This is a genomic window from Streptomyces sp. NPDC003943 (assembly GCF_053605265.1).
In genome coordinates, this window is record NZ_JBSGIW010000040.1 from 38706 (window position 1) to 62880 (window position 24175).

18 protein-coding genes and 2 pseudogenes are annotated in these 24175 nt (G+C 70.9%); 7 read left to right on the forward strand and 13 right to left on the reverse strand.

Going from position 1 to position 24175, the window contains the following annotated elements; all coding sequences use genetic code 11:
- Window positions 1-460: 460 nt before the first annotated feature.
- The 4 genes from ACWEV0_RS18340 to ACWEV0_RS18355 form a co-directional block, all read right to left on the reverse strand.
- Window positions 461-2014, reverse strand: a complete 1554-nt coding sequence (locus ACWEV0_RS18340; RefSeq protein ID WP_453150327.1) for a hypothetical protein — start codon at window positions 2012-2014, stop codon at window positions 461-463.
- 1017 nt (window positions 2015-3031) lie between these two features.
- Entirely contained in the window at window positions 3032-3370 is a 339-nt protein-coding gene (locus tag ACWEV0_RS18345; RefSeq protein WP_453150328.1) for a cyclic-phosphate processing receiver domain-containing protein, read from the reverse strand.
- 985 nt (window positions 3371-4355) lie between these two features.
- On the reverse strand, window positions 4356-5225 hold the full coding sequence (locus ACWEV0_RS18350; protein WP_453150329.1) for a D-alanyl-D-alanine carboxypeptidase family protein: 870 nt from the start codon (window positions 5223-5225) through the stop codon (window positions 4356-4358).
- A 629-nt stretch (window positions 5226-5854) separates the two neighbouring features.
- Window positions 5855-6430, reverse strand: coding sequence for a hypothetical protein (locus ACWEV0_RS18355; RefSeq protein WP_453150330.1), 576 nt, complete (start codon window positions 6428-6430; stop codon window positions 5855-5857).
- Between the two features lie 98 nt (window positions 6431-6528).
- Between ACWEV0_RS18355 and ACWEV0_RS18360 the strand changes: the two genes are divergently transcribed.
- The gene (locus ACWEV0_RS18360) at window positions 6529-7239 is read left to right on the forward strand and encodes an SDR family oxidoreductase (protein WP_453150331.1); all 711 of its coding nucleotides are present in this window, start codon (window positions 6529-6531) and stop codon (window positions 7237-7239) included.
- Between the two features lie 285 nt (window positions 7240-7524).
- On the opposite strand, the gene ACWEV0_RS18365 is transcribed toward ACWEV0_RS18360, so the two are convergent.
- On the reverse strand, window positions 7525-8301 hold the full coding sequence (locus ACWEV0_RS18365; RefSeq protein ID WP_453150332.1) for an SDR family oxidoreductase: 777 nt from the start codon (window positions 8299-8301) through the stop codon (window positions 7525-7527).
- Window positions 8302-8480: 179 nt separating this feature from the next.
- On the opposite strand from ACWEV0_RS18365, the gene ACWEV0_RS18370 reads away from it, so the two are divergent.
- Window positions 8481-9353, forward strand: coding sequence for a helix-turn-helix transcriptional regulator (locus ACWEV0_RS18370; protein ID WP_453150333.1), 873 nt, complete (start codon window positions 8481-8483; stop codon window positions 9351-9353).
- A gap of 118 nt (window positions 9354-9471) precedes the next feature.
- Here the strand turns inward: ACWEV0_RS18370 and ACWEV0_RS18375 are convergent, their stop codons facing one another.
- The 6 genes and pseudogenes from ACWEV0_RS18375 to ACWEV0_RS18400 form a co-directional block, all read right to left on the reverse strand.
- Window positions 9472-10128, reverse strand: coding sequence for a hypothetical protein (locus tag ACWEV0_RS18375; protein ID WP_453150334.1), 657 nt, complete (start codon window positions 10126-10128; stop codon window positions 9472-9474).
- 163 nt (window positions 10129-10291) lie between these two features.
- Window positions 10292-12049 (reverse strand): ABC transporter ATP-binding protein, encoded by a 1758-nt coding sequence (locus ACWEV0_RS18380; RefSeq protein ID WP_453150335.1) that lies wholly within the window; start codon window positions 12047-12049, stop codon window positions 10292-10294.
- Complete coding sequence (locus ACWEV0_RS18385; protein WP_453150336.1) at window positions 12046-13782, reverse strand: ABC transporter transmembrane domain-containing protein; 1737 nt, start codon at window positions 13780-13782, stop codon at window positions 12046-12048. The genes ACWEV0_RS18380 and ACWEV0_RS18385 overlap by 4 nt, the downstream gene beginning before the upstream one ends.
- A gap of 567 nt (window positions 13783-14349) precedes the next feature.
- Window positions 14350-15402, reverse strand: a complete 1053-nt coding sequence (locus tag ACWEV0_RS18390) for a polyprenyl synthetase family protein (protein ID WP_453150337.1) — start codon at window positions 15400-15402, stop codon at window positions 14350-14352.
- Between the two features lie 356 nt (window positions 15403-15758).
- A pseudogene (locus tag ACWEV0_RS18395) lies at window positions 15759-16907 on the reverse strand (tetratricopeptide repeat protein); the annotation flags it as partial.
- Between the two features lie 279 nt (window positions 16908-17186).
- On the reverse strand, window positions 17187-18278 hold the full coding sequence (locus ACWEV0_RS18400) for an Lrp/AsnC family transcriptional regulator (RefSeq protein WP_453150338.1): 1092 nt from the start codon (window positions 18276-18278) through the stop codon (window positions 17187-17189).
- A 64-nt stretch (window positions 18279-18342) separates the two neighbouring features.
- Between ACWEV0_RS18400 and ACWEV0_RS18405 the strand changes: the two genes are divergently transcribed.
- Entirely contained in the window at window positions 18343-19713 is a 1371-nt protein-coding gene (locus tag ACWEV0_RS18405; RefSeq protein WP_453150339.1) for an MFS transporter, read from the forward strand.
- Window positions 19710-21014, forward strand: a complete 1305-nt coding sequence (locus ACWEV0_RS18410) for an amidohydrolase (RefSeq protein WP_453150340.1) — start codon at window positions 19710-19712, stop codon at window positions 21012-21014. Before ACWEV0_RS18405 ends, ACWEV0_RS18410 begins: the two co-directional genes overlap by 4 nt.
- Before the next feature lie 85 nt (window positions 21015-21099).
- Here the strand turns inward: ACWEV0_RS18410 and ACWEV0_RS18415 are convergent.
- A pseudogene (locus ACWEV0_RS18415) lies at window positions 21100-21349 on the reverse strand (IS5/IS1182 family transposase); the annotation flags it as partial.
- A gap of 534 nt (window positions 21350-21883) precedes the next feature.
- On the opposite strand from ACWEV0_RS18415, the gene ACWEV0_RS18420 reads away from it, so the two are divergent.
- Window positions 21884-22924 carry a hypothetical protein gene (locus ACWEV0_RS18420; protein WP_453150341.1) on the forward strand — a complete coding sequence of 347 codons (1041 nt, stop codon included), beginning with the start codon at window positions 21884-21886 and terminating at the stop codon, window positions 22922-22924.
- Between the two features lie 124 nt (window positions 22925-23048).
- On the opposite strand, the gene ACWEV0_RS18425 is transcribed toward ACWEV0_RS18420, so the two are convergent.
- Window positions 23049-23279, reverse strand: a complete 231-nt coding sequence (locus ACWEV0_RS18425) for a hypothetical protein (RefSeq protein ID WP_453150347.1) — start codon at window positions 23277-23279, stop codon at window positions 23049-23051.
- A 261-nt stretch (window positions 23280-23540) separates the two neighbouring features.
- Here ACWEV0_RS18425 and ACWEV0_RS18430 point away from each other — a divergent pair, with 261 nt between their 5' ends.
- Both ACWEV0_RS18430 and ACWEV0_RS18435 read left to right on the forward strand, forming a co-directional pair.
- Window positions 23541-23909, forward strand: a complete 369-nt coding sequence (locus ACWEV0_RS18430; RefSeq protein ID WP_453150342.1) for a transposase — start codon at window positions 23541-23543, stop codon at window positions 23907-23909.
- A gap of 8 nt (window positions 23910-23917) precedes the next feature.
- The gene (locus ACWEV0_RS18435; protein ID WP_453150346.1) at window positions 23918-24103 is read left to right on the forward strand and encodes a transposase; all 186 of its coding nucleotides are present in this window, start codon (window positions 23918-23920) and stop codon (window positions 24101-24103) included.
- The last annotated feature ends 72 nt before the right edge of the window (window positions 24104-24175 follow it).

The window sequence follows — 24175 nt, forward strand, 5'->3', positions numbered from 1 at the left end:
ACCGGTTCGGACTGGAAACGGGCGGATCGCATTGGAAATCGCCTTCGACTCCGGTCGCGTCCGGTGTGAGACCTGGCGCGGAGACCTCCGCCTGTCCAGTAAGTGACCAACGGACCAGCCACGGCCAGAGCCGCGTGAGGCTTCCGCCGCGGCTGGTGTGATCACGGCGTCGCAACCCTCCTGGACAGCCGAAACGCAGCCCGCCTCTTCGACGCGCAGGAAGCCGAGCGCCATCTGCCGAAGTCCTCGGGACGTTCCCTCGGACTCCTGCCGGCGCAGGCCATCACCCCTGACCCGTTTGACTTGTCGCAGTCCTTGGCGATTTCGAGGACCGACACCCCCGTCCCTGCGGACATCAACCGAACCCGCAAAGTGCAGGTGATGCCCACAGGGAGCCGTCACTGACCGGGCTTTGCTCCATGACCGCGCGGAGGCCGCTGGACCTTTCGACGGGTAGTGGTCATCGGTTCGGGTTCCTGAAGTGGCCGAGTGTCTTCGTGAGGGTTTTCAGCGGCGAGGTGTTCTGTTTGGCCGCGGCCTGTGTGGGCGTCTTTGGCGCGCCGTCGCTTTTGGTCGCCTCGGCGAGTGCGGCGAGCGCCGACTCGGCTGCTTCCCGGTACAGGTCGCAGGATGCCGTCATGGCCTCAAGCGCCTTCGCGTACCGGGTGACCATGGCCCGCGCATGGACGAGTTCCTCGTCCGGTGTGTACAGGTGCCAGCCTTGGCGCAGGCGCGTCAGGGCCCGTTCGGCGTCCGGCGGCATCGGCAGCGGCAGGGCGGCGAATTCCACGATTCTGTCGAGGAGTTCGGTCGGCTGCGTGCCGTTCAGGAAGACGTTGCGTACGGTGAAGCGCTCCGCGTCGTAGCCCGCAACCTGCGGTGTGGCGGGCAGGACGACGGCGCCGCCCCGCGGAATCCCGACTCCCAGCTCACGCCTCAACACGAAGTCGGCGGTCAGGGCCTGCTCCGGTGCCGCCCGGTGCTCGACCACCCGGTGTCGCAGGCTCGGCGGCAGAAACGCCGTGACCGGCTGCCGCCCCAGCACGTCCGGTGTCATCGCCTCGTGCACCACGACATGCATGAACCAGCTGTGCCGCGTGCAGTCCCGCAGCAGGCGGCGCAGCTCGTCGTCGTCCTTCGGCAGCGGGTTCGCCGTCCGCAGGCGCACGCCCGGCACGGTGTCGTGATCCCATGCGACCTGCTCGCTGTCGGGCCAGAACACGGTGGCCGGTGACCTCCAGCCCGCTTCCCAGGCCCGCTCCGCCTCAGCGGCCAGGACCCAGGTGACGCCCTCGCTCTTCGTACGCCGGGACTCAGGCTCGTACGTGGTCAGTTGCGCGCGCACCGTGACCTCGTCGGCCACCCGCCAGCGGGCCTCGAAGACGCGGCGGGCCAGCGGGCCGGGGTCGGCGGACTCGTCCCGGGGGTACAGGTCGGTGGACCGCGCCGCCTCGACGGGGTCGAGGTCCAGGAAGTCGTCGATCACCCGGGCGGCCTTGAGGGCGATCAGGTTGCGCCGCACGTCCCGCTCGGGCTCGGGCCCGAGGTGACGTCCGCGTCCGAGCCACGTGGTGTCGGGGACGGTGGTCGGTGAAGTGCTGTTCTTGGCCATGGAACCGTTCGGTGGGTGATCGGGGCCCGACCAGTATGGTCTGCGGCCCGGCAAGATCGATACCCCGTCCCACGCCATCGCGGACCGAACGCCAGGCCGACCCGCAAGCACGTTGATCCACAGCCGGTACGGCTCGACGGCCCGGATGCCGCGCCGCCTGAGGTGGTCCCGGATGGCCGGTGACGGATACGCCTTGTCGCCAGGGACGGCATCTGACCGGGGCCGGGGGCTGTCCATGCCGTCGAGGCACCCGCGGAAGGGCGCTCGCGTCAGCGGGTGGGGGTGGGGGTGGGGGTGCGGGTGCGTCACTGGCCTGTCCTGTCCCGCCTGCGAGGTGGAAAGCCTGGGCCCGGCAGTTGCCGCAGTCTTTGCCAGGCGATGGCGTCGAACCGGGATGCTCATGCCCCGACCCAACCTTGTCCCGTCCGCCGGTCGTAATCCACGTTCGTGCGACCAAGGACCGGCCCCGCTCGGCCCACAGCTGCGTCTCCACGGCCATGCGCCGGGTGCCCTCCGCAGGCGGGGCCAGGACGCCGGCCCGCCAAGACCCGTCCGCGGCCGGCACCTCCAGCATCCCAAACCGGATCGCCCAGAGCCGACTTCTGGGGGAGGATCCCCCCAGCACTGCCCCGCAACGCCGAGGAGCCCCCTGGTGATCACGCAAGGAGTACGGATCACAGGCCGCTGCAGTGTCTGCGGAGGCGTGACGACCTGCGATGTAGGTCAGTTCTTCGATCGTGGCATGCTCCGCTGGGGCACGGAAGGATGCTGCGCGGACTGCCTGAACGGGTGGTGCGAGCAAGACAGCGGCCCCGTCACGCCCGAGAACATTCGACAAGCTCTGCTGCAGGCACATGGGCCCGCGCACCTTCGGCTGTCTGGAGACGTTCCGAGCCTCGTTCCCGTGTTGCAGGCCCTGCGCACTGCGCGGGAACTGTCCTTGGACGAGGCGCGAGCGCAGGCCGCGGAACTTGCCGGGACCGGTCTTGTCGGCACGCTTGTCGAGATGGAGGTTCTGGCAATTCACCTGCGGAGGCGAGCGATCGCGGTGAGCGTCGAAGCAGCTGCGTAACCCCGTACGGCACAGGGCATGACCGTTGCCCACGAACAGACTTCTCGGACTCTCAGAACAGGAAACGTGGGCCCTGGGACGCGATCAGGACACCGCCGATAGCCAGTCCCAGGGGTTCCACGCCGAACGAGAGGGTCCGGAAGGCGCTGTTGACGTGGCCCTGAAGGTGGTAATCACGTCCGTCCGGCTGGGGGGGGGCATCTCGGCTGCGGACCAAGGCTCAGCAGGGGAGGATTGTCGACCACGGGCTTGAGTGAAGTGGTGACCGTTCTGCGGTGCCAGGGCGCCCCACAAGCAGGTCCAGGCCCGCGTCGGGCATGTCTTCGCCCGCATTCATGGGACAGCGCTCAGGCCGTTGCACGCTGGACACGGTAGTTCCAGCGGGCGAGTGACCTGACGATGGTTTCGGCACCGATGGGGTTGGCGCTGTGAACGAAGACAGCTCCGATCTGAAAGGGCCGTCCGTTGAAGGCGGTTTCTTCCATGAGCGTCACCACCGGCATGATGGTGTCGTCGCCCCCGAGATCGTGGTCGAGCCACAGCTCGTCGATGAAGCTGTTGCGGTGCTCTTCCAGAAGCTGGACACCTTCGCGGCTGGTGCGGGCAACCCGCGTGGCCCGGGGAAGGGAGCGGAGGTCGTCTATGCCGAGGATGACGGGAGTCGGCGAGGTGGGCGCTTCTTTCACCGGGGGATTGTCACGGCACGCGGGACGGGAAAGCCACTGAGTATTGAGCCTCTGCAAGGGTGGGCGGTGCCCACATCAAGATGGGGGCCGTAGGCTCCTGTTGATCCGGCATGAATGGCTCAGTGCCCGCCCGGGCCGTTCGAGGGCTCCGACTTGGCCTGAGTGCTGCGCTCGTGGCAGCACAGGGACAGTCCGGAACAGCAGCTTCGCGCCCTCGCGGTGGAGGGAATGGCATTCTTGCCCCATGGCAAGCGTGGGCTCTCGCACGAAGACGGCGGACACATGGCTGATGCCTGCCGATGAGGTGGTTCTGGGGGAGCGGATCACCGAGGCGCTGCCTTCGTCAGGTTGGCAGTGCAGACACGCAGGACCTCCTGGTTTGCACCAGGTGCACTTGCATGCCTCGATCGAGTCCGCGCTGGACTGCGGAGGCACTCAGGCGTGTCTCGGCCTTCCGGCAGGCGCTTCACTGCCACCCGCGATCATTCCAGCTTCTGGTGTCCTCACGCCTGCCGGACCCCCGATCGCGGCTGTTGTCCAGCTACTCCGTTCACGGCTCAGGACTGACGAGCGGGGCGAGTTCTTCGAGAGCGGGCGGCTCGCGGTGAGGTGGTTCGAACCCGAGGTCGGACCGGAAGCGCATCAGACCCTCACCGCACAGACACGCCTGATCTGGGCGGCGTTGCGAGCCGTGACCCGGCCGGCCGTGATCGAGGCGCCCGACGGTCGTCGCACTTCGGGACTGAGAATCGGGCCCGTTGCCCGTGACGAGGTGTTGCGCCGCCAGGTGCCGCTGGCGAGACCCGGCATCCAGCGGTTTCGGCTGGTGACGTGATGGCGAGGGGCCCGGAGGCCGCAGGGCCCGATGATCAGTAACGCTCGGACCGAGTGGTTCAGCAAGCGGCGAGCTGCCGGGCTGCCCCCCGCTGAGCGGGAGACAGCCCGGGTGGGACCGACGCCGTCGTGCGTCCGGTCCCGTTGCGGGTTACTTCGCGAAGCCGTAGTCCAGCAGCTTCTTCACGTCGGCCGCCCGGTTCGCCTCGGTCGGCGCACCGAGCACCGTGCCGATGACCGTCTTGCTCCCGCGGGTGGCCGCGAAGACGAGGCAGTACTTGGCCTGAGGACCTGAACCGGTCTTCACACCGATCGCTCCGCTGTACGTGCTCAGGAGCTTGTTGGTGTTGGTCCACGACATGTACCGGTAACCGCCGGTCTTGGTGGTCACCTTCTGGCTCGTGGTCTTCGTCTTGACGATGGTGCGGAACGTGGAGTTCTTCATCGCACTGCTCGCGATCTTGGTGAGATCGCGCGGGGTCGAGTAGTTCGACCCGTTGCCTATCCCGTCGAACGAGTCGAAGTGCGTGTTCGTCAGGCCCATCCTCCTGGCCTCGGTGTTCATCTTTCCGATGAACGACTTCACCCGGTCGGCCCGCGTGGAGCCGGTACCGAACTTGTCGGCCAGCGCGTAGGCGGCGTCACACCCCGACGGCAGCATGAGGCCGTAGAGGAGCTGTCGGACCGTCACCTTGTCCCCGACGATCAGGTGTGCCGATGAGGCGTTGTTGGAGACGATGTAGTCGCTGTAGGCCTTCTGGATCGTGACCTTGGCGTCGAGGTTGAGGTTCGTCTGGGCCAGCACCACCGTCGCCGTCATGATCTTCGTGGTGGAGCCGGTCGACCGGCGGCTGTCCGCGGCCTTCCCGAACAGCGTCGTGCCCGTCCCGTTGTTCATGACGAAGCCGCCCGGGGCGGTGATGGACGGGGCGGGCGGCGTCGCGGCCTGAGCCTGGCCGGCGAAGAGGCCGCCGGCCAGCACGGCCGAGGTCGTGACCGCGACAGTCACGGCACGGCGCACACCCAGTGTCGTAGTTATCAAAATGTTCTGCCCTTGGTAGGAGTCTCTGTCGTACGGGTCCGCACGGGCCTGGCGCGAGGCGCGAAGGAGAGCCGACCAGGTTCTGACGGCCTGAGCTCATGCCTCGTGCGGGCCCGGCGCACCACAAGATGCACGAGGAGGCTCAAAGGATGTACGGCTGGGACCGTGACCTTCCTCGCATTCCGATGTGCTTCTGGCAGAGGGTGGTAGTCGCCGAACCGCTACTCCGTCGGCGACGAAGCCCGCTACTGGCCCTGGCCCGTCGGGCCTGACTCGCCGGCTGTGGCCACTGGTTCGGTGTTGCGCTGGTATCGCGCCGCTGATGCCGCCTGCGGGTCGGGCTCTTGGCCAGTGGCGGTATCACCGCCAGATCATTGAGGGCATCGTGTTCAGGTTCCGCCCGGCCTGCCCGGAAGGGGCCTGCCCGACGGTTCGGCCGCTGGGTCGGCCAAAGCAATCGTCATCCACATGCCTACGCCCGCGACGGCCTCGGACCCGGCCTGGCCATGTCGTCGATGGCAAGGACTACTCGGCCCGCATGTTCCGGGCCTACTCCGCCGGCGCGGGATCAAATCGACGATCGTCGATCACTGGTTGGTCAGCTTCACTCACGGCTGGACGTGCTGCTCGGCGGCGTCGAACGCGGGCGCGAGCGGGGCCAGCGCTGTGCGAAGTTGGTCGGGCAGCGAGCCGGAGGGCACGACCAGTCCTGCGGCGGCGGCGAAACTCTCGGCGGCCTCCGTGGTCGCGGCCGGACGGAGCCAGCCCTCCAACGCGATGCGAACCGCCGCGGCCACGCTCGCCGCGAGAACTCGGGCTGTGTGCCCGCCTGCGTCCCCCAGGCGTTCGGTGATCACCGCCGTGAGAGGAGGCTCGATGCCGGCGGTGGTGTCGAGGAACGCGTCACGCAGTGCGGTCTGGGTGGTGATCAGCAGCAGCGCCTGCTGCTCGTGCTCGCCGGCGTGCGGGAAGCGGTATCCGCCGAGCTCGCCGAACTTGCCGACGGCCGTCTCGTCTCCGACGGGACGGGGCCGGCGAAGAAGCCGAGTTGCTGCGCTCGGCGAAGGCCCTCGGTCCTCGGTCCTCCGTCCTCGGTCCTCCGTCCTTGGCCCTCGGTCCTCGACGCGCGTTCGGCCATGTTGTGCTGCTGTCCCGCCGTGGTCGTCCGTAAGGGCTACGTCCAAGGCCGCGGCCCGTCTACGCCTCGGGTCTGATCCTTGTGCACGGGGCGACCGCATAACGTGCTGCCCGACTCCGGATCGTCCGTTCAAGGGGAGAGAGCATGAGCACCGCCGCACCGGTATCGCTGGTCACGGGTGGCAACAGGGGCATCGGCCGTGAAACCGCGCGCCAGCTCGCCGGACTCGGTCACGTCGTCCTGCTGTCCGCCCGACGTCCGCAGGACGCCGAACGGGCCGCCGCCGACCTGGCCCCCGGTGTGCCCGGGGGCACGCTGCTGCCCTGTCGGCTGGACGTGACCGACGCCGACGACATCCATGCCCTCGCCCGTCGCGTGGAAGAGGAGTTCGGGCGCCTCGATGTCCTCGTCAACAACGCGGCCATCAACTACGACACCTCCCAGCGAGCCGTCTCCGCCGACCTCGACGAGGTCCGCCACACCCTGGAGACCAACCTCTTCGGCGCCTGGCAGACCACGCAGGCGTTCTTGCCGCTGCTGCGCCGTTCACGCCACCCCCGTGTGGTGAACGTCTCCAGCGAATCCGGTTCCCTGGAACACATGTCCGGCGGCACCCCTGCCTATGGAGTCTCGAAGGCCGCCCTCAACGCCCTGACCCGCAAGCTCGCCGACGAACTGCGCGCCGAGCGGATTCTGGTCAACGCTGTCTGTCCGGGCTGGATCGCCACCGACATGGGCGGCCCGGGCGGTGACCCCGTAGACCAAGGAGCCGCCGGCATCGTCTGGGCTGCCACCCTGCCCGACTCCGGTCCCACCGGCGGCTTCTTCCGGAAAGGCGAACCCCTACCCTGGTGAGGAAAAACCGGTGGTCCCGCCACGAAGGACCGCCCAGCCGTTCGGCGGCGGGAACGGTCCGTCGTGGTGATGAAGTCGTTGCCGCGCACGGGTGCCCTGTCAGTTGGCCCGTCAGAAAGTACCTCCGGACCTGCTGGTGCGATCTTCTCAGCGTCACGCGAGAACGCCCGGCCGTTGATCGCCTGCCACGGGGGCCAGGCGCCGACCGCCGGGCGGTTGCCTCAGGTGCTCCGCACGAGTGTGCGGGCCCACGCCGGGGGCGGGTCGGCGCAGGTGAACCGCAGGTCAGCCGGCCTGGCCGGTGGGCATGATGGTGACCTGCTGGAGGTTCACCCGCGGCGGCAGTGTGGCGATGAAGCCAACGGTCTCCGCGATGTCCTGCGCCGTGAGCCACTCCATGGTCTCCCTGGAGCCGTCCAGCCAGTCCCGGGCGCCCTGGTCGGTGACGTGGCTCTGCAGCTCGGTGCCGACGATGCCCGGTTCGATCGCCGAGACGCGCACGTTCTTCGCGCCCAGCTCGGCCCGGAGGTGACGGGAGAGGTGGGTGACGTACGCCTTCGTGCCGGAGTACACCGCGAAGTTGGGGAAGATGTTCTGCGCGGCGATCGAGGAGGTGTTGATCAGGTCGGCCACACCACGCTCGGCAGCGGCCTTGACCAGCTGCGGGGTGAACGCGCCGATCGCGTTCATCAGGCCGGTGATGTTCAGGTCGATCTGGTGCTTCCACTGGTCCGTCGCCAGCTCCTCGATCGGAGCGGGCAGCATGACGCCGGCGTTGTTCAGGAGCAGGTCCGCACCGCCGAACCCGGCCGCCACCCGGTCGGCGGCGTGCTGCAGAGCGGCGGCGTCGGTCACGTCAGCAGCGATCGCCACCGCGCTGCCGCCGTTCTTCTCGATGCGCGCGACGAGGTCGGCCAGCCGGTCGGCGCGGCGCGCCAGGACGACGACGCGGGCTCCCAGGGACGCCAGTTGCTCGGCGGACGCCGCACCGATGCCACTGGAGGCGCCGGTGACGACCGCGACGCGACCGGCCAGGGGCTGGGACATGGTGTTCGTGGACATGATGCGTACCTTCCAAGGGACAGGGGAGGGTGAGATGTGCGGCCGGATCTGCCAGCCGCACATCCAGCACACCACCCGGGCGACCGCCTCAGGACGCCATGACTGGCCCTGCCCAAACAGGTTCCCGCAGGGCCACCCTGGTGCTCTCATGGCACCGCTGATGTGCTCACACTGGAGCCATGGACCGCACCAAGGAAATCTCCGGCTTCCTGCGCTCACGGCGGGCGCGCATCACCCCCGAAGAGGCTGGGCTGCCCTCAGACGGGCGTGTCCGTCGCGTTCCCGGGCTGCGCAGGGACGAGGCGGCCCGCCTGGCCGGCGTCAGCACCGAGTACTACACGCGTATGGAGCAAGGGCGGGCAGGTAACCCTTCCGACGAGGTCGTGGAGGCGATCGCCCGCGCGCTGCGGCTGGACGAGACCGAACGCGAACACCTCACAGACCTTCTGCGATCCGGCGCCCCGACCGCACGCCGTGCACCGGTCAGGGCCCAGCGGGTCCGGCCGGGCCTGCACCTGATGCTGGAGACCCTCGGCCACGTACCGGCCTTCATCCTGGGCCGGCGCACCGACGTGCTGGCCTCCAACCGGCTCGCCAGGGCCGTCCTCACCGACTTCGACGCCCTGCCCGCCACCCGCCGCAACCTGGCACGGTACTACCTCCTGGACCCCCAGGCCCGTGAGCGCGTGGGCGACTGGGACCGGATCGCCTCGGAGACGGTAGCCATCCTCCGGCTGGAAGCAGGCCGCTACCCCGACGACCGGCAGCTCGCCGATCTCGTCGGTGAACTCACCCTGCGGTGCGCTGAGTTCACCGGCTGGTGGAACGACCACCGGGTGCTGCGCCGCACTCACGGCGCCAAGCACTACCACCACCCGCTCGTCGGAGACCTGCACTTCTCCTACGAGTCCTTCCAGGCGCCCGGCGACCCGGAACAGACCCTGTGCGTCTACAACGTCGAAGCAGGCTCCGAAACCGCCCAGGCCCTACAGATCCTGGCCAGCTGGAACGCCCCCGAGACCACGGCACCCGCCACCCCGCGCCCCAGCTGACACCAGCCCCGTCTGCCCGACCCACGAACGGATCGCCGGTCGGGACGGGTGGCCCGGTGCGCCTCGCCGAGGTGCGGGTGCGATTGTCAGCCTGGCCGCGACTGGATCCGATCCCCTCCTATGACCGCGGGGTGCTGACCCAGCGCCACGTGGTGAGACGGGCATGCCCCGGCAGTTCGGCGCGGCCGGTTGCCCACAACAGAGTGAGCCAGGGATCCGCGTCGCCCGGAGCCTCCGGAAACAGACGTGCGAGCACCCGCGAGCAGAGAGCGGAGGGCGGGTTCCAGGCAAGCCCGAAGCCTTCCGCCACATCGTGGACGTGTACCAGCGTCTCTACCACCCCCATCGCCGCGAAGCCTTCAGGATCCGACACCCCGGCGGCGTGGTGCGCGCGGACTTGGGGCGACGTCGTACGCACCATGGCGACCAGCAGCGCGCCGCACGCCTCCAGCACCTGCAGCAGGCCGGCCGGACCCGCATCGCGCTCCGCGTAGGCGAAGACCATGGGCCCCTCCGGCCTCTTCCGGCTCAACGCGAAAGGCACATGGGTGTCCAGCGGCGGGCTCTGCGGCCCCAGTTGTACGGCGTAGTACAACAGGTCGTTGGCGAGGTGCTCGACGGTCTCCCAGCAGTCCCACTCCAGCGAACCGGCCTTACCGCCCCACCCCTCCGAGGGTGCATCCCGAAGGATGCCCACGGCGAGCCGCACGGCAAGGTCGACGTCGTCCGCGGTGACGGGAGACAAGGCTGATCCGGTTTCGACTGATCGAGGCATGACAGCACCGTATCGCGAGGGATGAAGGCGCTTGGAGTGCGGAGACGTCCGTCCGAAGGCTGGGGGAGTGGTGGCAGAGCCTGTCCGTGTCCGTGCGCTGACCGACCAGGAGGGGCAGTGATCGCGAAGCCGCTCCTCGAAAGAGGTCGGGAGGGGGGCGCGCTCAGGCGCCGTGCCAGGACTTCCACAGCGCGGCGTACCCGCCGCCGGCGGCCAACAGCTCTTCGTGACTGCCCGATTCGGTCACCCGGCCGCCGTCCATGACCGCGATCCGGTCCGCGTCGTGGGCGGTGTGCAGGCGGTGGGCGATGGCGATCACAGTGCGTTCCTTGAGTACAGCCGCCAGTGAACGCTCGGTGTGCCGGGCCGTGGTCGGGTCGAGCAGGGAGGTGGCCTCGTCCAGGATCAGCGTGTGCGGATCGGCCAGGACCACCCGGGCCAGGGCGAGTTGCTGGGCCTGTTGGGCGTCCAGACGGAGCCCACCGGCACCGAGCTCGGTGTCCAGCCCGTCCGACAGCTCGTCCACCCAGTCGATGTCGACTGCGGCCAGCACCGCGTGCAGGTCCTGGTCGGTCGCGGCGGGCGCGGCGATCAGGAGGTTGTCCCGGACGGTGCCGAGGAAGACGTGATGCTCCTGGGAGACCAGGACGACGTGTCGGCGCAACTGGGCCGGGTCGAGCTCGGCGACAGGCACCTGCCCCACCGTCACCCGTCCGGTGCGGGGCGTCTCCGCCCCGGCCAGCAGCCGGCCCAGAGTGGACTTGCCGGCCCCGGACGGGCCGACGATGGCCAGCCGCTCGCCCGGACGGACGGTGAGGTCGACGCCGTGCAGGACGTCCCGCTCGCCCTGGTAGGCGTACCGGACGTCTACCACGTCGATCCGGTCGTCCTCGGGCCGGCCGCCGCCGGTCACGGCCGGGGCGTCCACCTGGCCGATGCCCTCGACCCGGGCGAAGGAGGCGTTGCTGCGCTGGAGTTGGTCGAGCCAGAGCAGGACCTTGTCCAGTGGCTCGGAGAGCTTCCAGAAGTAGAGAGCACAGGCGACCACCGCGCCGGTGGTGACCGCGCCGGTGTCGCGCAGGGCGGCGCCGAGCAGCAGGATGCCGGCGACCGGGGCGATGTACGAGAACTCGACCACGGGAAAGAGCACGGTGCGCAGGTTGAGGGTGTAGGTACGGGTGACCCGGCAGTGCTCGACCGCCTCGGCCGCGGCGGCGATGCGGCGGTCCTGGAGGCCCAGGGCCTCGACGGTGCGGGCCCCTGTGGCGGTGGAGGTGAGGATCTCGACCAGCGCGGAGTTGGCGGCGCCTTCGGCGAGGTAACCCGCGTGTGCACGGTGCAGGTACCAGCGGGTGGCGAACCAGATCCCGGAGAGGCAGAGCAACCCGCAGATGCCGAGCAGCGGGTTGACCGCGAGCATGGCGACCAGGATCAGGAGGATCTGGACGAGCGCCACGGAGACCTCCGGCCCGGCGTCGCGCAGGGTGGTGCCTACGGTGGCGACGTCGGCGGTGCCGCGCGTCAGCAGGTCACCGGTGCCGGCGCGTTCGACCACCGAAGCGGGAAGGGCGAGGGAGCGGTCGGCGAACCGCTCTCGGATCCGCGCCAGAGTCCGCTCGCCGAAGCGGTGGGCGGCGTAGCGGGCGAAGCGGCCGAGGAGCAGCTGCGCGAGCGCGAAGCAGAGGATGCCGAGGGCGAGTCGGTCGACGTGTCCGACCCCGGCGCCGCCCCGGACGTCGTCGATGATCCGGCCCAGCAGCCAGGGGCCGCCCAGACCGGCGGCCGCGGCCAGTCCGTTGAGGGTCAGCATCGCGGCGACCGCACGGCGATCCTGCCCCATCAGACGCACGGCGGCCCGGCGGACCTCGGCGGGACCGGCGATCGGGAGCCGCCCGGGGGCGGTCTCGGTCTGAGCGGTCATCGGACGGCCTCCTCGGCGGGCGTGGACTCGGTGGCGGTTTCGCCGCGGGCCACCAGCGCCCGGTAGCCGGGCTCTGATGCGAGCAACTCCTGGTGCGGGCCGGCCGCCGCCAGACGGCCGTCGACGAGGTAGCACACGGTGTCGGCCTGCTCCAGGAGGACGGGGGAGGTCGAGGTGAGGGCGGTGGTACGGCCGGTCCGCGCCCGGCGCAGCCCAGCGGCCATGGCGGCCTCGGTGTGGACGTCCACGGCGGAGGTGGGCTCGACCAGCAGGAGCACCTCCGGGTCCGCCAGCAGGGCACGGACCAGTCGCAGCCGCTGGCGCTGACCGCCGGAGAGGTTACTGCCCTGGGCCTGGATCATGCTGTCCAGGCCATCGGGCAGTGCCTGCACGATGTCCTCCGCCGCGGCGTGTCTGACGGCCTGGGCGATGGACGGGCCGGTGTGCTCGGACCGGCCGCCGACCACGGTGCGCAGCGTGCCGGAGAAGAAGTCGGCGTCGTTGTCCGCCACCACGATCCGGCCGCGGATCTCGGCCAGGGCGACCTCGGCGAGCGGCACGCCGCCCCAGGTCGCAGCGGATGCGCTGTACCGGCCGACCCGGTCGACCACGGCCGCGGAATCGGCAGGGCGAGCGCTCACGATCGCGGTCAGCCGGCCCGGGAGCAGTTCCACACCGGTGTCGGCGTCGTACAGTGCTGATGGCTCGTCAGGGGCCGGCCGGAGTGTCGCGGCGTCTTCGAAGGCAGGCTTCAGGTCGAGCATCCGGACCACCCGTCCAGCGGCCACCAGACCCCTGGTGAGGTCGTATCCGCCCTCGATGAAGTTGGAGACCGGTACCACCAGGACGGCGACGTAGCCGTAGACGGCGACCAGCGTGCCGATCGTGATGGTGCCCTCGGCGGCCATCCGGGCGGCCAGCCAGGTCACCAACGCGAGGAAGAGGGCTGGCAGGCCGACCGAGAGCGCTTGGATCCAGCTGGTCACGGCGCCGACCCGGTAGCCCTCGGCCTGCAGGCCCTGCGATCCGCGCAGGTAGCGGCCGGCCAACATCTCCTTGCCGCCGATGCCGTTGAGTACGCGCATGCCGCCGACGAGGTCCCCGAGCCGGGCGGTCAGCGCCCCCTGCTGCTCGCGGTACCTGGACTCCGCGCCCTGGAGGCGTTCCAGCAGCGGCCCGACCACGACCGCGAGCAACGGCACCCCCAGCAGGACCACGAGGGCGAGCGGGACGGAGACCGACAGCAGCAGCGCGGCCGCCACCAGGTACGCGACGACAGCGCCGACGCCCGGGCCGGTAATCGTCAGTGTCCGGCTCATCTGCGCGACGTCGCCCACGCCGATGCTGGCCACCTCGCCGGCCGTCACCTTTCGGGGCAGTTCGGCACCCAGCCGCGTGGAGTGCGCGACCACGACCTGGATGGTCCGGAAGGTGGCGTCCATCCGGACCCGTGTCATGATGCGGTGGCGCATGACGCCGAGCCATGCGTTGAGCAGTGCGGCGCCGACCAGTGCGGCCACCCAGCCGACCAGGACGCCGGTCTTCCCCCGCTGGAGCCCGTCGTCGATCGCACGCTGCATGAGGTACGGCGGCAGCAGGAGGCAGACCATCCAGAAGGTGCCGATCACCGCCCCGCCCGTCACCCGTCGGCGCTGACTCATGGTCAGCCACCACAGGTAACGCGCAGCACTTCGGTGATCCGGGGTTCTCGGATCGGCATACGAATCCGTCATGAGTGAACCCTAACCGCCCTTTCCTGGGCCTTAATTGGTCAGAAACGGTTCGGTTCTGGGGCGTTGGTGAGGTGGGACGGATCTGGCCGGGGAGGGGCGCGGCATCTGTCGCCATCGGCGCAAGAGGCCCTGCGGCTCCGGGCGGTGGCCGCGTCGGAGGCGGGACGGGACCGTGAGGACGCGGCGGCGGGCTTGGAGGAAAACGCGCTTTCAGCCTGGGCCGCCGAAGTAGCCGCGGACGATGTTGGCCGGCGCTGGTGCCTGCGGATCATTCGTCGGGAGGAGCTGGCCCGGGACTACGAGCTGTAGCGCCGTTTGCTGGTCACATCAACTCGTCCGGGGACACCTGCGCCGGGGACACGGTGACCAGCGAAGCCCCGCCTCGGCGCGCTCGAGTGGGATGACCACGGCTGATCCGGCGTGAATCGGCGGACACAACGCGACCGCGCCCGCCCGGCGGTGTGCCGATCGCGCGCCCCACCACGGCGTCACCACCTCTGGTGGTGACGCCGCTCGGTCATCGTGCGGCCGGGGCACGGGGCGGCGCGCCTCCTCGCAGGCCGCGGGTCACCAGGTTCGGGCGAGCAAGTGTGTGAACAGCGCGTCGAGCTGCTGTACGGCCGCGGGCGTCAGCGGTGTGTCGCGCAAGGTGAGGCGGGCGATGTCCAGGTGGCGGCGGGCCTCGTCGCGGGTCGCTGACCGGCCGCCGGCCTTCTCCACCAGCGCTGCGACGTGGGCGGCCTCGTCATCGTCCATCCGCCCCGTGGTCGTGAGGAGCGCGGCGAGTTCGTGTGCGGCCTCGTTTCCTCCGGCCAGTGCCGTGAGGATCGGGTAGGTCTTCTTGCCCCGTCGCAGGTCCGCGTGGACGGGCTTGCCGGTCACGGCCGGGTCGCCCCAGATGCCGAGGATGTCGTCCACCGCCTGGAAGGCGAGGCCGAGATGGCGCCCGGCTCGTTCGAGCGCGGCCACGGTGTGGTCCGGGGCGCCGCCCAGGATCGCGCCGAGCGCGAGCGCGCAGCCCAGCAGGGCGCCCGTTTTCTGGTCGGCCATCGAACGGTACTCGTCCGGGCCTACCGCTCCGGGTCCGCGCCACGGGCGTTCCTCGAAGCGCAGGTCCTGTGCCTGGCCGGTCACCAGTGTGTTCAGGGTCCTGCAGAGGAACCGGACCGCGGCTCCCGTGTGCAGGCTCCGGGCCTCGGCCAGCGTCGCCACGGCCTGGGCGAGGAGCGCGTCGCCCGCGAGAACGGCCGGGCCCGTACCGTACGTCTTCCACACCGCCGGGCGCTGCCGACGCAGTGCGTCGGCGTCCATGATGTCGTCGTGGAGCAGCGAGAAGGTGTGGACGAGTTCGACGGCCACGGCTCCCGGGACGGCGTCGGCGCCGTCGGCCCCGACGGCCTCCGCCCCGAGCACGGCCAGGGCCTGCCGCACTCCCTTGCCCTCCGATCCGCCCGGGTCCGGCGTCCCTGACGCGTCGGCCCAGCCCAGCGCGTACGCCGCCATCTCAGCGGTCCAGGGGTGCAACCTTCCCACCGCCTCCACCAGCGCCGGCCGGACCAGCGCACGGCAACGATCCAGGACGGTGGACGGCGAGGAGTGGTGAGGACGGGGCGGGCTCATCAGCGCCGCGCCCGCGGGACCGGCGGCGGATGAGCCGTCAGGTGTGCCAACGCGTGCAAGGGCCGGCGACGACGGCTTCGGCAGGGCGTTCATCGCTGCCCCTCCGAGTCCGCGGCCCGCACCGCGTCCGCGGCCGCGGCCTGCAGCCCGTCCGCGTCGGCCACCCGCAGCCCGTCCGCGGCCCGCAGCCTCTCCGCGGCCGCCGCCCGCAGCCCCTCCGCGTCCGCGGTCCGCAGCCTCGCGTCCGCCGCCTGCAGCCCGTCCGCGTCCGCGGCCCGCAGTCCGTCCACGTCCGCCGCCCGCGCTGCCCGCAGCCCGTCCGCATCCGCGACCCGCAACCCCTCCACTTCCGTCGCCCGCAGCCCTTCCACGTCCGCCGCCCGCAACGCCTCCGACCCGACCGTCGGCAGCACCGGCTCCGCTGCCCTGGGTCCCTCACCGGCATGGTCCGGCAGCGGGCCGACCCCGAGCTCGGCCGCGGCCTTGTCCACCATGTCCCGGGCGTGCCGTAGACCGATGCGGTCCAGCGTCGAGCGCAGTTCGGCCAGTTCCGCGGCGGTGTGCGCGGCCTCGCGGCCCAGGCGGGCGTCGGCCTTGACCAGGCCCAGCCTCGACAGGGCCGTCCCGCGCGGCTCCTCCATCTCGCGGAACTCCTCCAACGCCTGCGCGTACAGCTCGCGGGCCTGCTCGTAGCGGCCGGCCCGGTACAGGACGTTGCCCCGCATCTTGTGGTTGTAGGCGAGCGCGCTGGACAGGCGTATCTCCCGGCAGGCCTCCTCCGCCTGCGACAGCAGCGACAGGGCGCGGTCCACGTCCCCGTCGCGTACCGACACCACGTCGGCGATGCCCCGCAGGGCCCACGCCCAGCCGCGCCGGTCCTCGGCGCGCGACGCCGTCTCGGCCGCCTCCTCGAACAGGGCCAGGGCCTTGTCGTACGAGCCCGTGTTGCGGTGCATCTGCGCGATGCCCTCCAGCGCCCACACCGTGTGCCGGGCCTCGCCGCGGCGGCGGGCCTCGGCGAGCAACTGCTCGTGCAGCCGGCCCACGGCCTCGTAATCACCCTGTATGCGCCCGGTCTCAGCGAGCCCCGCCAGCGAGTAGCCCCGCACGACGACGTCCCCGCCCCGCTCGCCCGCCTCGGCCGCGAGCCGCAGGAGCCGGTACGCCAGCCGGAACGCGCCGCGCTGCCGGGCCAGCGTGCCGCCGCTCCACAGCGCCCACGCCATCGCCCCCTCGTGACCGGCCGAACGCGCCGCCCGATAGCTCGCCTTCCACGCCCGGTCGGCCTCCCCGATCCGGCCGAGCCTGCGGTACGCCTCCGCCACGGCCAGCCCGCACCGCGCCACCTCCCGCAGGTCCCCGGCCCGTTCCGCCGCCTGGAGTTCCTCGATGCCCCGGGCGAGCACCTCGGGCAGCGAGGCGTTCACCGACAGCGACCCGAGCGCTCCCTGATACTCCGGCGCGGACGCCTTCGCCCGCCTCGCCTCACGCACCTGACCTGCCATCAGAACCTCCTCCGGTCGGCTCGACGATCAAGCCGACGCGAGGGAGAAGACGGAGTCGGCGGTGCCGGGTTCCGTACCGGTCGGAAAGTCCGTCTCCGTATGGGCGGCGGATCATCCTCAAGTGCTACGTGGCCGACGGAGACTCCTCAACGAGACGGACCCACGCCCTGGTGGCGGCCGGGTACGGGTGGTGCGCGGGCCGGACTCCGCAGGATCCGACCGGGCGGGACTGACGGACCGGCGCACTGCTGCCGACAGGTCCGCCGATCGCCCGCCGCTTCAGTAGGAGGGCAGACCCAACGGCACCCGGCCGGTGGCGCGGCCGTGTTCGTCCAGGAGCCAGGCCATGCGCTTCGGTGAGTGCAGGGACACCGTCCGGTCCTGGACCTCCAGGGCCGGGAAGCGGTCGGCCAGGAGGGCTTCGAAGGGGTCGACCGCGTCGAGGCCGTGCAGCCAGACGAGGACGAGGAGGTTGTACGGGCCGCTCACCGACACGCACATGCGGACCTGCTCGAACCGGGCCAGCGCGTTGCCGGTCTGCTCCAGAAGGGCGTGCGGCACCGACGTCCGGTAGATCACCATCGTGGACAGACCCGCCAGCGGGTGGGCCAGGTCGCAGCGCAGGGTGATGTCACCGTTGCGCATCAGACGCTGGAGCCGGCGGCGCGCCGAGTGCTCGCTCATGCCCGTCTGCGCGCCGAGCTCCGCGTACCCGAGCCGCCCGTCGCCGCCGAGCGCCGCGATGAGCGCCTGGTCCGACGGCGCGGGCCGCTGGTGGAGGTGGGTGCTGTACGTCCGGGGGCGTGCGGCCTCCTGTTCGCTGAGTCCGGCGCGTACCGCCGGGTTCATCGCCCGCATGCGCCAGTCGCGACCCTCCCCGTACAGCGTGATGCCGAGCCGGGTGCGGGTGGAGCGGACCCCGCGCAGACCGCCGATCCCGCGGTGTACGGCGCGGCCCAGCGAGGGCAGGTCGGGGGCGGCCACGGACAGGAAGAGGTCGAAGTCGCCGGCCGTCTCGTCGACGCTGAACACCCACGGCAGCGCCGTCACGGCGGCGCTCACCCGGTCGAAGGACCGCGGTCGGCACCGCACCTCCACGTAGGCGACTGTCGCGGTCTTCGCCGCGTCGTACGCCGTGACCCAGGCCAGTCCCTCGGCACGGAGCCGTTCGAAGCGGCGGGCCGCCGTCGTCGCGTCCACCCCGAGCGCCTTCCCGATCCGGGTCCACGGCGCCCGGGGCGCGGCCTGCAGGGCGTCGACCAGCGCGAGATCCAGCTCCGAGAAGCCCGCTGGCGGCCTGCTCGCGCTGGAATCCGGCGGGACCGGGCTCTGCTGGAGGCTTTCCTGCAATTCGGGAGGGTTCTCGCTCACACGCCGGATCGTAGGGGCACTTCCCGGCCGACGACCAGTTTCGGCCACCGGTGAGAGGAGTGCCGTGTCTGCTCCGCCCCTGCCCCTGTCCGCCACCGCGGCCGCCGCCCACCGCAGAACCGTCCGGATCACGGTCGTCCTGCTCTTCGCCGCTTGGCTGGTCGACTACGTCGACCGGCTCGTGATCAACCTCGTCCTGCCCTCCGTCGGCGCCGAGTTCCACATCGACCGCACCCAGCAGGGCCTCGTCGTCTCCGCCTTCTTCCTCGCCTACGCCCTCTGCCAGCTCCCCGGCGGCATGCTCGCCGACCGGTTCGGCGGCCGGCGCGTGACCCTGTGGGCGCTGCTGTCCTGGTCGGTCTTCACCGCCGCCACCGGCTTCGCCTGGTCCTTCGCGGTACTGCTCGCGCTGCGCTTCGCCTTCGGCGTGGCCGAGGGCGTCTTCCCGCCCGCCTCCATGAAGGTCCTGGCCGAGCGCACCCGGCCCGAGGAGCGCATGGGCGCCAACGGCGCGGTCCTGAGCTCCAACGCGATCGCCGCCGTCATCACCCCCCTCACCGTCGCCCCGCTCGTCGCCGTCTTCGGCTGGCGCTCGGCCTTCTGGTCAACGGCCGCCCTCGGAGTCCTGGCCCTCGCCGCCGTCCGCTTCTGGCTGCCCGCTCCGCTTCCCCGCACGGGGGCCGCGGACGCAGGCGGCGCGGGCGAGGCGCCGGACGAGGCCTCCAAGGCAGGGTTCGAAACCTCCAAGGCAGGGCCCGAGGCATCCAAGGCAGGGCCCCAGGCCGGCAGCCCGCGTCCTGCCCTCCGTACCGTCCTCGGCATGGGCGTCCTCTGGCGCTTCGCCCTCATGATGTTCGGCTACAACACCATCATCTGGGGCCTCAACACCTGGGTCCCCTCGTACCTCTCCGAGGAGCGCGGGCTCTCCCTCACCTCGGCCGGAGCCCTCCTCGCCGTCCCCGCCCTCGGCGCCGCGCTCGCCACCGTCCTGGGCGGGCGGCTCGCAGACCGGCTCGGCGGCCGCCACCGGACGGTCATCGTCCCCGGCATGGCCGTCGCCGCGCTCGCGCTGCTCCTGATGGCGAACGCACGGTCCGTCCCCGGCTTCGTCGTCTTCGGCACCCTCGCCGTCTTCGCAGCCTCCATGGCGTACATGCCGATCTTCGCCGTCCCGCTGGCCGGACTCGCCCCGGAGTACGTGGGCGTGGGCAGCGCCGTCGTCATCCTCGGCGGCCAGGTCGCCGGGATGATCGCGCCGCCCGTCATGGGCGCGCTCGCCGACGCCTTCTCCTTCCAGGTCGCCTTCGGCTTCCTGGTGCTCGGCGCGGTGATCGCCGCCGTCATGGCCTGTCTGACCCCGCAGGACGCGGACGCCTTCCGTGCCGCCGCCGACCGCCTGCCCCGCCCGTCCCTCACCGCAAAGGAAGCCGCATGACCCTCGACGCGACCGTCCGCCCGCTCCTCGCCGGCCTCGACGAGCGCCTGCCCGAGCTGCGCGCGCTCTACGAGGACCTGCACGCCCATCCCGAGCTGTCGTTCCAGGAGTTCCGTACGGCGGGCATCGTGGCCGAGCGGCTGCGCGCGCAGGGCTGGGAGGTCACCGAGGGCGTCGGACGCACCGGCGTCGTCGGTGTCCTCGCCAACGGCGAGGGCCCCGTCGTGCTGCTGCGCGCCGACATGGACGCCTTGCCCGTCAAGGAGGAGACAGGACTGCCGTACGCGTCCACCGCCACCGGCATCGACCCGGACGGCGTCGAGGTGCCGGTCATGCACGCGTGCGGGCACGACATGCACGTCACCTGTCTGCTCGGCGCCACCGACCAGCTCGCCGCACAGCGCGACGGCTGGCGCGGCACGGTCGTCGCCGTCTTCCAGCCGGCCGAGGAGGTCGGCGGCGCGCCCGCCATGATCGAGGACGGCTTCCTCGACCGTTTCCCGCGCGCCGAGGTCTGCCTCGGCCAGCACGTCGCCCCGGCGCCTGTCGGCTTCATCGGCACCCGGCCTGGAACGGTGATGGCCGCGTCCGACAGCCTCCGGGTGACCCTCTTCGGGCGCGGCGGCCACGGCTCCTCTCCCGAGACGGCCATCGACCCCGTGGTGATGGCCGCCGCGGTCGTCATGCGGCTGCAGACCGTGGTCTCTCGGGAGGTCGGCGCCTCGCAGACGGCGGTCGTCACCGTGGGCTCGCTGCACGCCGGGACGAAGGAGAACATCATCCCGGACACCGCCGAGCTGCGCGTCAACATCCGCTCGACCACCCCCGCCGTGCGCGAGCGGGTGCTCGCCGCCGTCGAACGCATCGTCCGCGCGGAGGCCGCGGCCTCCGGCGCGCCCAAGGAGCCCGAGTTCGCCCCCCTCAAATCCTTCCCGGTCACCGTGAACGACGCGGCCGCCACCGCCGTCGTCCAGTCCGCCCTCACCGAAGTCATGGGGGAGGGGCGCGTCTTCACGCTGCCGCAGGCGATCACCGGCAGTGAGGACTTCGGGGTCTTCGGGACCGCGCTCGGCGTACCGTCCGTCTTCTGGCACTTCGGCGGTGCCGACCACGCGCTCTACGCGGGAATCGACCCCGACTCGATCCTGGAGAACGGCCTCCCCGCCACCGTCCCCGCCAACCACTCCCCACACTTCGCCCCCGCCCCCGGTCCGACGATCCCCATCGGCGTGACCGCCCTGCTCACGGCGGCCGGGGCATGGCTGGGGAAGGGGAGCGAGAAGGGGACCGACGAGTCCTGAGGATGCGGGCGATCCCTTGACCGAGCGTCGCGCCGAGCCTGGCCGCGGCCCTTTACCCGACGGCGGGGCACCCCGCCGCCGGCACCCGCGAGCCGGAGTGCCCCGTTCGCTGACCCGCGGCCACGGGCTCCAGCCCTTCGCTGGCCCCAGTCCACGGGCTCGGACCTGTGTACTTGCGTCCTTTGGTCAGCGCGAACGTGGGCGGTGTCCAGCACGACGCCGGTGACGGCGATGAGGCCGACGTCGTCGAGCCGGTGCAGCACCGCCTCGTCCAGCCGCCCCCGGACGCCGGCTCTCGACCAGATCAGGAACCGACGGTGGGCGGTCGACTTCGATCTTTGGGATGGTGTCGGTCGAGGCAGTGGCGGCCGCGGGAGGCCTCTTGACGATTCCGAGTCGCCCAGCTTCCGATGGGCCCATGGTCTGGTTCGGGTTCAGTGCGTTCATCGTTGGCATGACCGGGATGTTGATAGGGAGCAAGGGACGGCGAGGGTGGGAAGTCTGGTCCCGTCGGCAACGAATCGTGTGCTCAGTCGGCTTCGCGCTCGTCGTTGCCGGGCTGGCGATCGGCTGGAGTGGCTGACGCCACCATCTCGAACCACTCGCCAAGAAGCGAGCGAGCTGCTCCCACAGGGGCGTTCCCTCAGCGCTCGCGCCCCGCCCGCCACGCATCTCCATACGGCGAACACGCGACCTGAACATGCGGGCCCACCAGTCCAGAGGCCGGAGTCGTCCGGCATGGAGCGCAGCTCTTGCCCGCATCGGGCGCACCACCGTCTGGCGTGGTCCGGTGCGCGGTCCCATCAGACCACCGGCCATGCGTGCCAGAAGGGGGAACCGTCCGACCGGCGCAATCGTCGGTTACGGATGTGACTGAAGTGACGCCCACGCTGCCTGCCGACCACCGCGAACTGATCTCCGACCTGTCCGGGATTGTCAGCGACTACCCCTATGTAGATCCCGAATCGACCCTCGCCTTCCTCGCCGACGACGCGGCGGAGGTGCTCGGTCGCGTGGCCACCCCGGAGGGCCGCCGGGAGCGGACCGGGTACACGATCCTGCTCCATGCCACCTGCTGGTACGTCTCCGCACGCGTCTTCAGCAAGTCGCTGTTCGCCTCGTACGTACGGGCCTTGGAGGGGTTCCGTGCGCAACTGGACCGGGCCTCCTGCACCTGCCCGGCCGACGCCCATCCCACGGAGCTGGACTCGGAGTACGCGGTCGAGGCGGGGGTGAGCATGCTGACCGAGGCGGGCCGGGCCGCGTTCGCCGAAGACTACGGTCTCGACAATGAGGAGTCGGCGGCGTTCGACTGCGAGGGCTTCCTCGCGGACCTCGCCGATGAAGCCCTTGGCGGCTTGCACGAGGCACACAAGGAGCTCTTCGGCGGCATCGACGTCTCTCATCTGGACGCGCAGTTCGTCCGGGACGACGGCAGCCTCGACGTCGTCGCCATGCAGGAGGCGATCAGCCGTAGCTGGGAGGACAACACTGGCCCGGTCGCCCTGTGGTCCGCCCGCCGTTGGCTCACCGGGCAGGTGCGGGACGAGGAGCGAATCGGCGTCTTCCTGTCCATGTGGATGGGCATCGCCCAGTCGTACGGGGGTCTGCCGCCCTCGTACGCACGCGACCTCGCCGCCGCGCTCGCCACCATCGACCTGGACGTCTCCTGCGAGCATCCGCAGCACCCCTGGTCCACCGCCGATTCCACCGTGCAGTCCCGGTACCGCGCGGTCGTCCACCTGTACGCGCCGGACGACCACCCCGACACCCCGGTGCCCGCCGAGTTCTCGGCGCGCGAGCTGTGGGAGTGCCCGGTGCAGTACGCCCAGTTGGCACGGAAGGCGTTGGATGACCTTGCGGGATGGCGCACCATGCGCGGCGGCGACGACGAGGACTGGGAGGCCTGAGAGGACTGAGCGTACGGGGCCGCTTCGGCGCCCGGTTGCTTTCCCCTCCTGCAGTGGCCCTCGATCGTGTCGTCTCGGTCGACTCCACCATCGTCCGGGCTCGTCAGCACGCCGCCGGGGCCCGTCAAAAGGGGTCCCGGCCGGCGAGCCGGACGATCATGCCCTCGGACGGTCCCGCAGCGGCCTGACTACGAAGATCCACCTCGCCGCGGACAGCCGATGCCGGCCGTTCGCCTTCGGACAGCGCGCCCAACGGCGCGAAGCGCCCTCGCCTCGTCACCTCCGGGGCGCCGACCTCCAGTAACGGCGGGTGCAGCGTCTCCGAGTGGGCGTCGTCCAGGTGGATCAGCAACACGTCACCTCCGACACCGCCGCCGTCAGGACTGCCTCGCGGCCCGCACACCCGAACACCGTCAAGGTGTCCCTCCCACCGTCGAAGCCGGCTGCGCTTGAGCCGACGCTTCGCGACCCGCGTGATGTGACTCGAGCGGGCTCCGGCGAGGTTGGCGATGTAGGGTCTGTTGTGAAAGTCGATCAAGGTCGTGGATGATCAAGCGCCGTGGGGCGCGGAGATCTGACGAATGGCCAGTGGGCTCGGCTGGAGCCGTTGCTGCCGATGGGCAAGAAGCCGGGGCGGCCGCCGACGTGGACGCGTCGGCGGTTGATCGACGGCATACGCTGGCGGACGAGGACTGGTGCGCCGTGGCGGGACGTTCCGGACTGGTACGGGCCGTGGGACCGGGCCTACGACCTGTTCCGCCGCTGGCAGCGCAACGGCACCTGGAAGCGGATCTTCGAGCAGCTCCAGGCCGAAGCCGACGCGAAGGGCCTCATCACATGGGACATCGGCGTGGACTCCACCATCGCCCGGGCGCACCAGCACGCCGCCGGGGCGCGTAAAAAGGGGCAGAGCAGAAGGAGTCTCCCGGCGGCGTCGACACCGAGCCCGACGACCACGGCCTCGGGCGTTCGCGCGGCGGATTGACCACCAAGTTGCACCTGGCGGTCGAGCAGGGTCAGAAGCCGCTCTCGCTCATCGTCACCGCCGGGCATCGGCATGACAGCCCGCAGTTCCAGCCGGTACTGGAGGCCATACGGGTGTCCCGGATGGGTCGGGGCCGGCCGCGCACCCGGCCGGACAAGGTGCGGGCGGATAAGACGTCGTTTCTTATGGCGTGATCGTTCGTTGATCCGTGCATGACGGATCTGGTTGAGCGGTTGGTGCCGGACGAGTTGTGGATGCTGTTCCGG